The 13,088-nt window shown below is 60.1% G+C and carries 15 protein-coding genes and 1 pseudogene; 3 read left to right on the forward strand and 13 right to left on the reverse strand.

Annotation, left to right across the window (positions count from 1 at the left end; all coding sequences use genetic code 11):
* Positions 1-3: 3 nt before the first annotated feature.
* From ACVMIH_RS11910 to ACVMIH_RS11970, 13 genes and pseudogenes are all read right to left on the reverse strand, one after another.
* On the reverse strand, positions 4-750 hold the full coding sequence (locus ACVMIH_RS11910) for an ABC transporter ATP-binding protein (RefSeq protein WP_456861883.1): 747 nt from the start codon (positions 748-750) through the stop codon (positions 4-6).
* Complete coding sequence (locus ACVMIH_RS11915) at positions 743-1,498, reverse strand: ABC transporter ATP-binding protein (RefSeq protein WP_456861885.1); 756 nt, start codon at positions 1,496-1,498, stop codon at positions 743-745. The genes ACVMIH_RS11910 and ACVMIH_RS11915 overlap by 8 nt, the downstream gene beginning before the upstream one ends.
* Before the next feature lie 450 nt (positions 1,499-1,948).
* Positions 1,949-3,169, reverse strand: a complete 1,221-nt coding sequence (locus ACVMIH_RS11920) for an NAD(P)/FAD-dependent oxidoreductase (protein WP_456861887.1) — start codon at positions 3,167-3,169, stop codon at positions 1,949-1,951.
* The gene (locus ACVMIH_RS11925; protein WP_456861889.1) at positions 3,166-3,372 is read right to left on the reverse strand and encodes a hypothetical protein; all 207 of its coding nucleotides are present in this window, start codon (positions 3,370-3,372) and stop codon (positions 3,166-3,168) included. Before ACVMIH_RS11925 ends, ACVMIH_RS11920 begins: the two co-directional genes overlap by 4 nt.
* Positions 3,373-3,480: 108 nt before the next feature.
* On the reverse strand, positions 3,481-3,864 hold the full coding sequence (locus ACVMIH_RS11930; protein WP_456861891.1) for a Rid family hydrolase: 384 nt from the start codon (positions 3,862-3,864) through the stop codon (positions 3,481-3,483).
* A gap of 28 nt (positions 3,865-3,892) precedes the next feature.
* Positions 3,893-4,033, reverse strand: a complete 141-nt coding sequence (locus tag ACVMIH_RS11935; RefSeq protein WP_456861893.1) for a hypothetical protein — start codon at positions 4,031-4,033, stop codon at positions 3,893-3,895.
* A gap of 244 nt (positions 4,034-4,277) precedes the next feature.
* Positions 4,278-4,922 carry an FMN-binding negative transcriptional regulator gene (locus tag ACVMIH_RS11940; protein ID WP_456861895.1) on the reverse strand — a complete coding sequence of 215 codons (645 nt, stop codon included), beginning with the start codon at positions 4,920-4,922 and terminating at the stop codon, positions 4,278-4,280.
* Positions 4,923-4,994: 72 nt separating this feature from the next.
* Positions 4,995-5,201, reverse strand: coding sequence for a rubredoxin (locus ACVMIH_RS11945; protein WP_456861897.1), 207 nt, complete (start codon positions 5,199-5,201; stop codon positions 4,995-4,997).
* Between the two features lie 94 nt (positions 5,202-5,295).
* Entirely contained in the window at positions 5,296-6,507 is a 1,212-nt protein-coding gene (locus ACVMIH_RS11950; protein WP_456861899.1) for an oxidoreductase, read from the reverse strand.
* 836 nt (positions 6,508-7,343) lie between these two features.
* Positions 7,344-7,568 (reverse strand): tautomerase family protein, encoded by a 225-nt coding sequence (locus ACVMIH_RS11955; RefSeq protein WP_456827648.1) that lies wholly within the window; start codon positions 7,566-7,568, stop codon positions 7,344-7,346.
* A gap of 57 nt (positions 7,569-7,625) precedes the next feature.
* A pseudogene (locus ACVMIH_RS11960) lies at positions 7,626-7,889 on the reverse strand (tautomerase family protein); the annotation flags it as partial.
* Positions 7,890-7,910: 21 nt separating this feature from the next.
* Positions 7,911-9,503, reverse strand: a complete 1,593-nt coding sequence (locus ACVMIH_RS11965; RefSeq protein WP_456861901.1) for a solute symporter family protein — start codon at positions 9,501-9,503, stop codon at positions 7,911-7,913.
* Positions 9,500-9,862, reverse strand: a complete 363-nt coding sequence (locus ACVMIH_RS11970) for a DUF485 domain-containing protein (RefSeq protein ID WP_456861903.1) — start codon at positions 9,860-9,862, stop codon at positions 9,500-9,502. The genes ACVMIH_RS11965 and ACVMIH_RS11970 overlap by 4 nt, the downstream gene beginning before the upstream one ends.
* A gap of 118 nt (positions 9,863-9,980) precedes the next feature.
* Between ACVMIH_RS11970 and ACVMIH_RS11975 the strand changes: the two genes are divergently transcribed.
* The 3 genes from ACVMIH_RS11975 to ACVMIH_RS11985 all read left to right on the forward strand — a co-directional run bounded on the left by ACVMIH_RS11975 (position 9,981) and on the right by ACVMIH_RS11985 (position 13,075).
* Positions 9,981-10,898, forward strand: a complete 918-nt coding sequence (locus ACVMIH_RS11975) for a LysR family transcriptional regulator (RefSeq protein WP_456861905.1) — start codon at positions 9,981-9,983, stop codon at positions 10,896-10,898.
* Between the two features lie 34 nt (positions 10,899-10,932).
* Entirely contained in the window at positions 10,933-11,700 is a 768-nt protein-coding gene (locus ACVMIH_RS11980; protein ID WP_456861907.1) for a tyrosine-type recombinase/integrase, read from the forward strand.
* Between the two features lie 109 nt (positions 11,701-11,809).
* Positions 11,810-13,075: a DUF4238 domain-containing protein gene (locus ACVMIH_RS11985; RefSeq protein ID WP_456861909.1), complete on the forward strand. Its 1,266-nt coding sequence runs from the start codon at positions 11,810-11,812 to the stop codon at positions 13,073-13,075.
* The last annotated feature ends 13 nt before the right edge of the window (positions 13,076-13,088 follow it).

Below are 13,088 nucleotides of genomic sequence, written 5' to 3' on the forward strand. Positions count from 1 at the left end.
ATTTCAGACACCGAGATAGCTGTGGAGCTTGTCCATGTTGGCCTCGAGCTCGGAATTGGCGAAGCCGTCGATCATCTTGCCGTGTTCGATCACGTAGTAGCGATCGGCAACGGTGGCTGCGAAACGGAAGTTCTGCTCGACCAGTAGGATCGTGAAGCCTTCCTTCTTCAGCCGCGCGATGGTGTGGCCGATCTGCTGGATGATGACGGGCGCTAGCCCTTCGGTCGGCTCGTCCAGCATCAGGAAGCGCGCGCCGGTACGCAGGATCCGCGCGATCGCCAGCATCTGCTGCTCGCCGCCGGAGAGCTTGGTGCCCTGGCTGGTGAGCCGCTCCTTGAGATTGGGAAACAGCTCGAAGATCTGGGGGAGCGAGAGCCCGCCAGGGGCGACGATCGGCGGCAGCAGAAGGTTTTCGCGCACGTCGAGGCTTGCGAAGATGCCGCGCTCCTCCGGGCACAGCGCGACGCCGAGCCGCGCGATGGCGTCGGACGACGCCTGCGCGAGCTCCCTGCCCTTGAACCGCACCGAGCCGGAACGCCTGCCGATGATGCCCATTACCGACTTCAGCGTGGTGGTCTTGCCGGCGCCGTTGCGCCCGAGCAGCGTGACCACCTCGCCCTCGTTCACATGGAAGTTGATGCCGTGCAGGACGTGCGACTCGCCGTACCAGGCCTGCAGATCGTTCACCGACAACACCTGGGCGCCGCTCGCCTGCGCGTCAGGCTTGGCCGCCGTCCTCACCTCAACCATGGCCGGCTCCAAGATAGGCTTCCTTGACGCGCGGATCCTTGGTGAGTTCGCAATATTGGCCTTCTGCGAGCACCTGCCCGCGGGTCAACACGGTGATGATGTCGGAAAGTTCGGCGACCACGCTTAGATTATGCTCGACCATCAGGATGGTGTATTTCGCCGAGATGCGCTTGATCAACGCCGCGATCTTGTCGATGTCCTCATGGCCCATGCCGGCCATAGGCTCGTCCAGCAGCATCATCTCCGGATCGAGCGCGAGCGTGGTCGCGATCTCCAGCGCCCGCTTGCGGCCGTAGGGCATTTCCACCGCTGGCGTGTCGGCAAATTCGCTCAGGCCGACATCGGCGAGCAACTCCTGCGCCTTCGGATTGAAGCGGTCGAGAGCCGATTTGGACCGCCAGAAATCGAACGACGAACCGTGCTGACGCTGCAGCGCGACCCGTACGTTCTCCAGCGCCGTCAGATGCGGAAACACCGCCGAGATCTGGAACGAGCGGACGAGCCCGAGCCGCGCGACGTCCGCCGGCTTCATCGCGGTGATATCCTGTCCCCGGTAGAGGATCTGCCCGGCCGTCGGCTGCAGGAACTTGGTCAGGAGATTGAAGCACGTGGTCTTGCCGGCCCCGTTCGGACCGATCAGCGCGTGAATAGAACCGCGGCGCACCTTCAGAGAAACATCGCGAACGGCGTGAAAGCCCGTGAACTCCTTGGTCAATCCACGGGCCTCAAGAATGCACTCATCGACCAAACAAACATCCCCCATTGAGTCGTCGCAGCGAGTCCCATCGCGCGCGACCACTGGCCGATCCGACGCAAGCTACGCGAGCCCCCCAGCCCCTGAGCTAACACGATCGCGTGAAGTCAAATATGTGAATCATTCCAATTCTGGCGTGCACGAAAATCGCGAACGCATTAGGCGGACAGGCCTAAAATGTGAGCACACCGCCGGGCCTTGCGTCTCACCACCTTCGGCGTACTGACGCTGATCGACGACCGGCTCCACGATCGCCAGCAGCGCGCGGCGAAGGCCGACGATCCCTCCGGTACAGTGTTGGTCTGCTCGCCGCGCTGCGCGTCAATGTCATGGCCATCCGCGCCACGCTGACTGCGGCCAGTGCAGCGGCAGCGATCCGCATGACGCGGACGGACGCCGCGCATGCGACGCCGCCGGCCGCAGAGCTTGCGGCGCTATCCTGTCTCAGCTCAGCGCGCTCTTCAGATCAAAGCTGATGTCAGCCGCCTGCGCCGGCGTGATCGACCGATTGGCCGCCAGCAAGCGTCGGGCCGTCAAATGGTCGCCGGCACGGTTGACGGATTCGACGCCGAGCAGCGTCCTGTCTTTGTAGCAGAACGTCGAGAAGGCCCCCGAGGCGAGATCGCCGCGGACCACAACCTGGTCGCAGCCGGCGGTCAGTCCGACCATTTGCAGTTTGTCCGCCCCCTGTTCGCTCCAGAACCACGGCACGTCATCATAGGGCTTGGCAGTTCCGGTCAGCAGCGCCGCGACGCAACGTGCGTGATCGGTCGCGTTCTGCACCGACTCCAGCCGAATCGAACCGCCGAACCGTTGGCTCGGATACAGCGCGCAATCGCCGATTGCCGAAATGTTCGGATCGGCGGTCGCAAGATGCCTGTCGACAATGATCCCGGCCGCGACCGGAAGTCCCGCTTCAACCGCGAGCTCCACGTTGGGCAGCACGCCGACGCCGATCACGACCAAATCCGCCGGCAGACGCCGGCCGTCGCTGAGGCTGACGCCGGTGGCTCTGCCCTGGTCGGCGTCGATGCTGGCGAGCTGCACGCCGAGATGAATATGAATGCCGGCGGCGGCGTGCCGTCCCTGGAAGAATTCGGAGATTTCCGCGGTCACCGCCCGTGCCATCACCCGCGTGCCGAGTTCGACCACGTCGACGTCGAGCCCCTTGGCCCGCGCGGTGGCAGCGAATTCCAGCCCGATGAAGCCTGCGCCGATGACGACGACACGCTGACCGGACGCGACGCGGTGCCGCAGCGCTTCGCCTTCTTCGAGCGTCCGCAGGTAGCGCACGCCGTCGATGTTGGCGTTCGGAATATCCAGCAGCCGGTTGCGCGCGCCCGTCGCCAGCACGATGTGGCCGTAGTCCAGCGAGCGGCCAGACGCGAGCGCGACCTTACGTGCGGCCCGATCGATCGAGGTGGCGCGATCGGCAATGAGATCGATGTGCTGGTCGCGGTAGAAGTTTTCCTGCCGGAACATCAGCGTATGCGGTCCGCCGGTCCCTTTGAGATAGGCTTTCGATAGTGGCGGCCGTTGATACGGCAGGTGGTCTTCGTCATTCAGGAGCGTGATACGTTCGGCGAAGCCATTCTGGCGCAACGCAGCCGCGAGCTGAAAGCCCGCATGGCCGGCGCCGGCGATCACGACCGGTCCCTTTGTCATCGATTCAATTCCGCTGCGAACACACAGGAATACCCCATGTCACCTGTTCTTTTCTCATGTTGGTGCTGGCTTGCCTGGTCCTGGATCACGGCGCCGGTGTCCGGATCAAGAGCGAGCACCTCAAGGTCCTGGGGCTGCACATTCCTGGTGGCGACTTTCCACGACAGCAGGGGTCCGCCGATCCGGAGGATATGATCGAACAAGTACGGCCGCCTCGAGGAACGAAGCCCATGACCGCCAGCTTCCGCAGAAGAGGTTTTCGAACGCTGCTCCTTCGACCACGAGCTCCGTTGCTTCGGCAGCCGCCAAGCTCATGGTCCGACGTACGCCGTGGTCGCTATCTCGACGAGGAATTCCGGCCGGACCAGCTCGGCCTGAATACAATAACGGGCCGGACGATGGTCGGTCCAGTATTCGCGATAGACCTCATTGAAAGCTGTGTAGTCCTTTAGATCCTTCAGGAAGATCTGGTTGAACACGACGCTCTTCAACGTACCACCTCCGGCTTCGATGGTCGCCTTGATGGATTCGATGACTAGGCGAGCCTGCTCGCGGGCATCACCCACTGCCAGCACCTCACCCTTCGGGCCACTTGCCACCGTGCCAGATACGTAGATGAAGCCACCAGCCTTGGTGGCAGCCGAATAAAGGGCGAGCGGCGGCGGATTGGGCGGAGTGATCATTTCAATAGGCATGACGTTCCTCTATTAGTTTGGGAAGAGATCAGGCAGCTCGCTCGATGGCACAAGCGGTGGCCATGTCGTTGATGGTCGCGGTCCAGCCAAGAAGCCGCTCGACGTCGTAGATTACAGCCTGCTGGATCAAATCCGGATCGGCCCGACAGCAAGCATCGCGGATCAGCACTGGGTCGTCCTCCTTAGGTGGACATCTCGGATCGTGTGTCGCGACCCGCACTGACTTCGACTCACAACTGTCAGCCGTGTCCGCACGCGCGCGAGACGAGATCTTCCGTCACTCGGCAACCGGAGAGCTGCCCCAATACGACTATAGCGCGCGACGGTAGTTCTCCGTCTCAAACCCAATGAGCGGACTTTGAACACCTGCATCCACTGTGAGGTTGTTGTCGGCGACCGCTTTCGGGTCGACGTCAGCTCTGCTCGATCCGCTGGCTCGCGTAGGACAACATTGCGTCGGCTACCTCGTCATCACCCTGCGCCTTGAGCGCGCGACTTGCCCCGATGACGTCCCTCAACGCTTTATTCTGACCGACCTTCGACTTGCCGATGAGGCGGGTGATTTCGATCTCAAGCCCCACCATCTCTTTCAGCATACTATCGATGAACTCCTTTGGACTGTCCGTCATCTTCCAGGGCTTGGCCCGTCCAGTCTCGTGGGTTCGTGTCAGCCGGGCAACCAGACCACGACAGTAGCGGTCGTTGTCATGAATCGTTACGCGTCCGTAAGCGTGAGCAACCCGAAAATTCCAAGTCGGCACTTCTTTTGCGGTCTCAATCTTGCTCGGATACCATCCGGGCGAGATGTAGGCATTGGCCGCCCGGAAGACGACTAGAACCTCGTCACCCGTACTAATATCCTGACAGAGTGGATTTGCTCGTGCCACGTGGGCGTGCAGCCCACCGAACGGTCCTTGATCTTTGTTGAGGTCGAACGGGATATGGTTCGCGTCAACCCTTCCCTTGCCGTGAGTAATGAGAATGCCGAGCGGATACTCCCCGATCAGTTCGTGAAGCACCTCGGTACGATTTTCAGCAAACATTGATGGGACGTACATAGGAACTCCATCGAGCGTAAGTTGGAGAGCATGCGGCCTGTCGCAAGCGTTCAGGATCAATAACGACTTGGTTCAAATCTCGACCATCACGAAATCACTCTTCGAGGCTCCACAATCGGGGCACACCCAATCCTCGGGAACGTCCTGCCAGCGGGTCCCAGGCGCAATGCCCTCATCAGGCCAGCCGTCTCGCTCGCTGTAGACAAAGCCGCATAGCAGGCAATTCCACGTCTTATACGTCGACTCGACGTCATCCAACGGCGCGTTTTCGTTGTTCATGAGGAGTGCCTTTTCTTTTGCGACGCATGTTTGGCGTGCCGAGCGCTAACGGTCCGCTTGGCGGCTTCTACGTCGACACTCTTATTGAACTCGTTTAGGTCTGCGCGCGGTGTAGGATCTCCCCACGAGGCCCTGCGAAGTCCTTCATCGTGTGCTTCCGTCTTTCCAGCCACCAGCCATGCTCATAGGGCCAATCCTCGAACTCGGCGTTGATCCCGAGATCATGTCCCCAATGGTGTGCGACGTTGGGGTTGAGAAGCGCCTGCCGAGCGACTCCAATGATGTCGGCCTGTCCGTTCTGCAGGATCGCTTCAGCCTGCTGCGCCTCCAGGATAATACCCGCAACCATTGTCGGGACTTCGGCTTCTTTGCGAACACGTTCGGCATAGGGGACGTGGAATCCAAGGCTCCGCGGCACTGTCGAACTTGCCGCTCCACCATATTGGGTCATGCCGCCAGATGAGATGCTGACAACATCGACACCGCGGATCTTGAGTTCCCGCGCAAGGACAACGGTGTCATCCATATCCCAGCCGTTGGGAGCGCCGTCGAGTGCCGAGACGCGAACAAATAGCGGCATCGAGTCTGGAATCTCACGCCGCACGGCCTCGACGATCTCCAGCGGCAGGCGCATACGCCCTGCGCGATCACCACCGTACTCGTCGTCGCGCGTGTTGCTGATTGGCGAGACGAACGAAGCCAGCAAATAGCCATGCGCCATGAGAATTTCGATCACATCGAATCCGGCCGCGACCGCCCGCTTGGCCGCGGCAACGAACGTGCCGACCAGCGCCTTGCATTCGTCGACGGTGAGTTGTCGTGGCACCTGCCAACCTTCCCCCACCGGAATGGCCGCCGGCGCGACGGGCAGCCAGCGCTTGTGACCAGCTTTTGCATCCTCCTCGGTCACCGGCCCAAACCCCCGCTGCGCCTTATGGGTCGCGGACTTTCGGCCACCATGGCTGAGCTGAATTGCAGAAGCGGTGTTTTCACGCTTCAAGAATGTCGTCAGCCGCCTGAAGCATTCCACCTGCGCGTCGCTCCAAAGCCCGAGGTCATGCTCGCTGTTCAGCCCCTGCTCCTCGACGGCCGTTACCTCGACGAATACAAGACCGAAGCCGCCCAGAGCAAAACGGCCGAGATGCGCAATGTGAAAATCGCCACACGTGTTGCCAGGCTGTTCTGCTCGAAATTGAACCATCGACGGCACAGCGAGACGATTCTTGAGCTCGAGCCCACGGATTTTGAGTGGTTGAAACAACAACGGCCGGTTGCTTCCGTTGCCGCGGTGTAACTCATCGCTCATTAACGTACATCCTTCCCCACATCATCGTTATGTGACAGCAGCCAGCTGCAGAATGTGAACAGCAATCCGCAGCAGAGGTACACACGAAAAATTCCAAATCAAATGTGCGTGCTGTCGCACGATGCCTGCCGCTCGCCCGCGTTTGCCGCCTCGGGAACTCTCTCAGACGCCCTTGACGCTTCGATCGCCTACGCAACTCGTACCTTGCCGGGACCGTGTTAGTCGCGCATTTCATAGCGGTACGATTTCGAGACGAGCTTCCGACCATCCCTCTCACGGCTTCAAGCCGCGGGCGGCTCACACGTCATAGCAAGTCACCTTGAGAATGGCGCAATCATCTTCCGACCGGGTCTACTGACGCACGTCCCTCGAGCGCTCCGGCAGACGACGACCATTCGGATCGGCCGATCTTCGCGAACAGCCCCCTGTCTTCCGCGTCGAAGCGCGCCATGATTCTCGACGTTGCTCCAGCTGTCTGATGAGGTCGACGCCGCTTCACAAGCTGGGCACCATTCGACCCACGTAATTGAGAACGCCCCTCATGGCGTAGGCCGCCCTCCCAGGACTGATGCTTTGACCATCCATGAGCCGCATCTCGACGTTGCGATACTGCCGGCCGAGCTGATGTAAGCGAGAGAGAGAGTGTGTGTGCGTGATTGTCGGCCTTATCCACCAAAGATCGACCGATTCCGTATCGGCCCCACCAGGACACGGCGCAGGAGCCGGTCAGGACCTTGGCCTGCGCTGCTGTGGTGCCGCCGCCTGGATATGGAAATGGCCCGCAACCGGGTGCGAGCCATTCGTCGTCCATTAGACCGATGTCCGGGCTCGCAAGCCTAGGCAGCCTTCGATCCAGCACCTTTCTTGCGGCCAGAGATCAACGCCCGGCCGACCTGCCCGGCTTCTCCGATATTGCTCGCGGGATGCTCCCGCAAAACGACGTTGATGTGCTCCATCGCCGAGCCGATACAGCGGTGCGTGATCTCGGTGATCTTCGTCACCAGCGCGCGCTTTTCGGCGTCCGTCAAACCTGTTTCCAGGTCACATGAGATGAAAGGCATTGTGGTCTCCTGCTTTATGTCGTCCAAGATGGTTGTAGGTCTTACGTCGGCCCGGCGTCAGCTGTGCTGCCCCCGCTCCTTGCGGCTCTTGATCTGCTCGTATCCGGCGAGATCCATTCCGTCCGGGCCCGGCACGTAATCCGGGACATGCTCGCCGGCGTCGACAAAATTGAAGCCCGGCATCTCACGCATCACCAGGAAGACATTCTCGATCCCGCACCCGGTCGCTTCCACGATCGCCTCGGTGAGTTGCTTGGCGAGTTGATGCTTTTGTTCCTTGGTTCGGCCATTGCGGATGTCACATGTAATGATCGGCACTTGCGGTCTCCTGTCGCCTCTGGGTCAATGCGCTTTGGTGCTGACTTCGGCACCGTATCCCGTCAGCGCGCGCACTTTCAGGCTGACGAAACTGTCTTCACTGCTCGGCTCTCGCGCGGTCAGCACCGTGCCCAACCACCCGGCCAGGAAACCCAGCGGAATGCTGATAATCCCGGGATTGGTCAGGCTGATCAGCGGCTGAAGATCGGTCATGATCAATCCCTTCGCGCCAATCACAGCGGGGCTGACGAGCACGAGGCCAACCGACGAAGTCAACCCGACCGTCAAGGCCGACATGGCGCCAACCGTATTGAAACGACGCCAGTAGAGCGAATAGAGGATCACAGGCAGGTTGGCGCTGCCGGCCACGGCATAGGCAAGTCCAACCAAAAAGGCGACGTTGAGGGTCTTGGCGTAGAGCGCAAGACCGATTGCGATGACGCCTACGGCCACCGTCGCGACCCGTGCCGCGACGACTTCGTTCTTCTCATTGCTCACGCCAGCCTTTAGAACGTGAGTGTAGAGATCATGCGAGACGTTGGAAGCAGCCGCGATCAGGAGGCCGGCGACGACGGCGAGAATCGTCGCAAAGGTGACCGCCGAGATGAAGGCGACCAGCATCTCGCCGCCAAACGTCCCGCTTCCGCCGCCGAGGTAGAGCGCGAGCAGCGGCGCGGCACTGTTGCCCGCCTTGCTCGCTGCCACGATCTTGTCGTGACCAACGATCGCGGCGGCGCCAAATCCGAGCACGGTCGTCATGACGAGGTAGACGCCCACGACTGCGATTACCCAATTTGCCGACGCCCGCGCATCCTTCGCGGCCTGCACCGTATAGAAGCGCATCATGATGTGTGGCAGGCCTGCCGTGCCGAGCACCAGGCCGACGCCGAGCGAGATCAGATCGAGCTTGTTCGTGAAATAGAGTCCTGGCGACAGAAACGCCTCTCCCTTGCCGCTCGCGGACGCGGCTGCGGACAACAGTGAACTGACGCTGAAATCGAAGCGGCTCAGCAGCAGGAAGGTGAGGAAACACGTTGCCGCGAAGACGAGAATGGCCTTGACGATCTGAACGTAGGTTGTCGCCACCATGCCGCCAAACAGCACATAGCTGATCATCAGGCAACCGATCACGATGATCGACGTACTGGCATCGATCGGGAGCAGCAGCGAAACGATGGCGCTCGCGCCGACAAGCTGGCCCAACAGATGGAACAGGCTGATCGTCACGGACGACACCGCCGCCGCGGCGCGGACAGGCCGCGGCCGGAGACGGTACGCCATCACGTCTGAGAGCGTATATTTGCCGGAGTTACGCAGCGGCTCGGCGACGAGAAGAACAATCAAGATCCACCCGACGATGAAACCGAACGAATAGAGTAGTCCATCGAACCCGAACAGCGACACAAGACCAGCGATGCCCAGAAAGGATGCAGCCGACATGTAATCGCCAGACAGGGCTAACCCGTTCTGCCAACCGGTCAGGTTGCGGCCGGCCACGTAGAAGCCCGACGCGCTCTGCGACCTCCGGATCGACCAGAAGGTGAGACCAAGACTGACCGCGATGAAGAGAAGGAAGAAGATAGAAGTGAGCCACTGCCCCTGCGCGGACGCGATCATAGCACCACACCTGACTTACGGGCATTGGCAACGGCCTCGAACGCGGCTTCGACCATTGGATCGATCAGCCGATTGGCTCGCCGCGCATAGATATAGGCCACTGCAAAGGTCATGATGAACTGAGCAAGCGCCAGAAGGTAGGCCACGTTGATCGAGCCGAAGACTTGGAACGCGACGACGTCAGGAAGATAGGCCAGCACCAAGAGCCCGATCAGGTAGAACGCCGTTGAAAAAGCGAACAGCGGCCTGACGAGAGCTTTCCTCGCGCGTTCGATGCGGGCGACGACCGCCGGAACGTCCCTGCCTGCGCCCACCTCGATAGCTAGTGAAGCGGGTATTGCGTCTTCTGCCAAAGCCATGTGTCCTCCCCGTCTTCGGCAGCGTCGACGCGCTCCGATGCTTTTGACGTTGCGAACCTATCGGCCCCTCAAGTATAAATGAAATCGTTTGTACTTATCCTTCCTATAGATGCTGTTTATGGCCATGGAACTCTACCAAATCAGACAATTCGTTGCGGTCGCCGAGACCGGAAGTTTCACCAAGGCAGCGGTGCGCGCGACTGTATCGCAGCCCGCGATTTCGGCATCGATCGGCAAACTCGAGGAGGAGCTCGGGCAACAGTTGCTGCACCGGCGTCAGGGCCAGGTGACCCTGACGTCGGCAGGCGAGAAGCTGCTGCGCTTTGGACGGGAGGTTCTATCGGCTTGTGCGCATATCAAGTCCGAGCTGAAGAATCTCGGTGGGACCGAGACCATCCGCGTCGGTGCCCTTCGCACGCTCCCAACTGTCCATGTCGCCGCCGTTATGGCAGCGTTTGGCAGGAGCAGTGGCGATGTAGGCGTAGAGCTGATCGAGGGAACCCGCGAAGAGCTGCAGCAGCGACTTTCGCAAAAGAAATTGCATCTAACCCTCACCAGCTTGGCAGCGGGCGAGCCCACGGAGACGCTGCCGCTTTTTGTCGAGCCTTACGTGTGCATGGCCCCAGCCGACCACCCTTTCGCTAAAGACCGATCCATCAGGCTCGCCGATCTGCACGGAGAGCGCTTCATTTTGCGGACCGGTTGCGAGACGTTCAGGGCAACCACCGATCTGTTGGTTGCGCGCGCGATCAAGACCAAGGTCGTCTACCGAACCGATCAGGACGACCGCGCGCTGGCGCTGGTCGCTGCCGGCCTTGGGGTGGCGTTGATGCCGGCACTCTTTCACATGCCGGGTGTGGTGGGCGTTCCGATCCGCGATTTCGAGGCGAAGCGAACTATCGGACTGCAATGGATGCCTGGCATCGATGCGATCGATCACATCTCACGCATGATCACAACGATCCGCAGTCATGCCTGGTCATGTGACCTTCATACAGGTGAGAAGCGCCGGCTTGCGATCAAGGTCGCAAAGTAGCTTGGATAAGCCGTCGATCGCCAATGCCCGCCACATGCGGCGTGCCGCTTCAGGCCTGTTCAACTGGGCGGCGGAAGCGGGCCGCGACTACGTGACCACCAGCCCCTGCGTCAACCTGCCGAAGCTCGATCCGGAGCATCCGGGCACGCGGGTCCTGTCCGAGGATGAGATCAGGACCTTGTGGCACGACCTCGACCGGGATGACATGCCTTGGCATCGCCGGACCTGCCTCGCACTCAAGTTCGAGTTGGTCACCATGCTGCGATCCGGCGAACTGCTGGGCGCCAGCCGCGACGAATTGTTCGATCTCGACGGAGAGTTCCCCCGCTTTGACGTGCCGTTGAAGCGGGTGAAGAAGCGGCGGGTGATCCAGCAGCCCCTGTCTGACTTGGCGGTCGAGATCATTAAGGAGGCCCTTAGAGGCTCGAACAAGCAATACGTCTTTGCCAGTCCGCTCGGCGATCAGCCGATGAACCGCACGGCAATGGCGACCGCGCTACGCGGCCCCAAGGCCAAGGGCAAGGTCAAGACGCCCGGCATTTGCGCGCTGCTCGGCCTCAAGCCATTCACGCCACACGACCTGCGCCGGACAGCTGCGACCTTGGCCGACGATCTCGGCTTTGAAGACGCCGCCATTGCCAAGTGCCTCGACCATGCCGCGGTGAAGAAGACCGAGGCCGTCGTGCCCAGCGTCACCGGCCGGGTCTACGTTCATAGCGCGCGCGCATGCAGGAGAAGCGTGCGGTACTCGATGGCGTCGCCACGGAATTACGGCGGATCATTAGCACCACCACGCCAATGAAGCGGTCTGACACAGAGCTGAACGTCGCTGCCTGATCACCGAGCGTCCATTCCCAAGGGCTCTTTCCTCAACTACGGGTTTAGAAAATCCTCGACGTTGATATAATTGGATGATCATGACATCCCCAACGGAGCCACAGCCCAAAATTCCATTTAAGCCGGTCTATCCGCCGCTAACCCGGGCCGCTGTTCAAAAGCTCTTCCCAGGAGCGGCCCTTGAGGTGATCGACCCACTTGCGGAAGTCTGGGACGAGGTCGTGCATCGTATTGTTAGCGAAGTGATGGACCTCGCCGGCACCGACGCAGAGCCTCTTCATATTAATCTTCGCGAAGAGATGGTGTTGGAGCTTGCAAAGCTTTCCCTTTGGATCGGACATCGCGTGGCCGAAAAGCGATTGTCGAACCGTGATCCAACTGTAGTGGATATCGAGCGGGAACGTGAAGAGTGCCTGGGACCGCAAGGAGCGGCAGCTATCAGCGGCACTGCTCAGTTGGCCTATGAGCACGTTTGGCGTAAGCGAGTGGTAGAGCGTTGGAGGCCAAAATCGAAAAAGGCGTTGGAACGCGAGGCAACCCCCCGCATCGGCAAACTTGCAGTAAAGAGAGTAGAGAAGAATCATTTTATCCCTCGCTCGTTCATCCGTGACTATTGGGCAATTGACGGACAGGTCCTGCGATGGCGACGCGTCAATGATGGCTGGTCGTCGGCATCTCGCAGCTTCGGAAAATGGGGTTATCAGTCCAACCTCTACAGCGATCGGCTTGAGGCCTATTTTGGATTGCTTGAAGGCGATGCAAAGACGCCGATCCAGATGCTTCTTGAGTGGAAGCCGTTGAATGAGCCGCAGCGCAATGCACTTGTTGGATTTCTGATCATTCAGATTTTGCGCAATCCAACCTTCATCAAGGGCTTGCACCACACCCTCTCTACAGAGCGGATCGAGCTCGGCCACATCGACCGTGAGATGATGCGGAAGGCGTACGAGACGCTCTACTCAAATAACGACATATATCATCAGTTAGCGCACCCGGTTACGTGGAGCCGGTGGGCACTCGTGAAGGCCTCTCTGCCATTATTTGTCCTACCGGACACATTCTGCGTGTACCGTGATTTAGGCGATGGATTGCGTTTGATCACGCCCCTGACGCCGCGAGTTTGCTTTGTGACACTGCCAGGCAGAGAAGCCCAAAAGCGTATTGTCCCACTGCAACTTTGTGCTGATGAGCTACTTGCTCGCCGCATTTCTGGGCTTCTCATCAAACATGCAGAAAAGGAATTTATCTCTCACGCGGAATTCCGGTTTGATGAGCAAATCATGGAGGGCGGTTCATTTGATGAAATACTTAGAGAGGTCGAATTCGCCATTAGAGACTGAATCTGAACATTGC

The sequence above is a fragment of the Bradyrhizobium sp. USDA 4503 genome, assembly GCF_054055815.1.

Excerpts from the sequence above, each read along its gene's own strand:
- ACVMIH_RS11910 (WP_456861883.1), bottom strand. The coding sequence starts at position 750 with ATGGTTGAGGTGAGGACGGCGGCCAAGCCTGACGCGCAGGCGAGCGGC.
- ACVMIH_RS11920 (WP_456861887.1), bottom strand. The coding sequence starts at position 3,169 with ATGACAAAGGGACCGGTCGTGATCGCCGGCGCCGGCCATGCGGGCTTT.
- ACVMIH_RS11930 (WP_456861891.1), bottom strand. The coding sequence starts at position 3,864 with ATGCCTATTGAAATGATCACTCCGCCCAATCCGCCGCCGCTCGCCCTT.
- ACVMIH_RS11940 (WP_456861895.1), bottom strand. The coding sequence starts at position 4,922 with ATGTACGTCCCATCAATGTTTGCTGAAAATCGTACCGAGGTGCTTCAC.
- ACVMIH_RS11945 (WP_456861897.1), bottom strand. The coding sequence starts at position 5,201 with ATGAACAACGAAAACGCGCCGTTGGATGACGTCGAGTCGACGTATAAG.
- ACVMIH_RS11950 (WP_456861899.1), bottom strand. The coding sequence starts at position 6,507 with ATGAGCGATGAGTTACACCGCGGCAACGGAAGCAACCGGCCGTTGTTG.
- ACVMIH_RS11955 (WP_456827648.1), bottom strand. The coding sequence starts at position 7,568 with ATGCCTTTCATCTCATGTGACCTGGAAACAGGTTTGACGGACGCCGAA.
- ACVMIH_RS11965 (WP_456861901.1), bottom strand. The coding sequence starts at position 9,503 with ATGATCGCGTCCGCGCAGGGGCAGTGGCTCACTTCTATCTTCTTCCTT.
- ACVMIH_RS11970 (WP_456861903.1), bottom strand. The coding sequence starts at position 9,862 with ATGGCTTTGGCAGAAGACGCAATACCCGCTTCACTAGCTATCGAGGTG.
- ACVMIH_RS11975 (WP_456861905.1), top strand. The coding sequence starts at position 9,981 with ATGGCCATGGAACTCTACCAAATCAGACAATTCGTTGCGGTCGCCGAG.
- ACVMIH_RS11980 (WP_456861907.1), top strand. The coding sequence starts at position 10,933 with ATGCGGCGTGCCGCTTCAGGCCTGTTCAACTGGGCGGCGGAAGCGGGC.
- ACVMIH_RS11985 (WP_456861909.1), top strand. The coding sequence starts at position 11,810 with ATGATCATGACATCCCCAACGGAGCCACAGCCCAAAATTCCATTTAAG.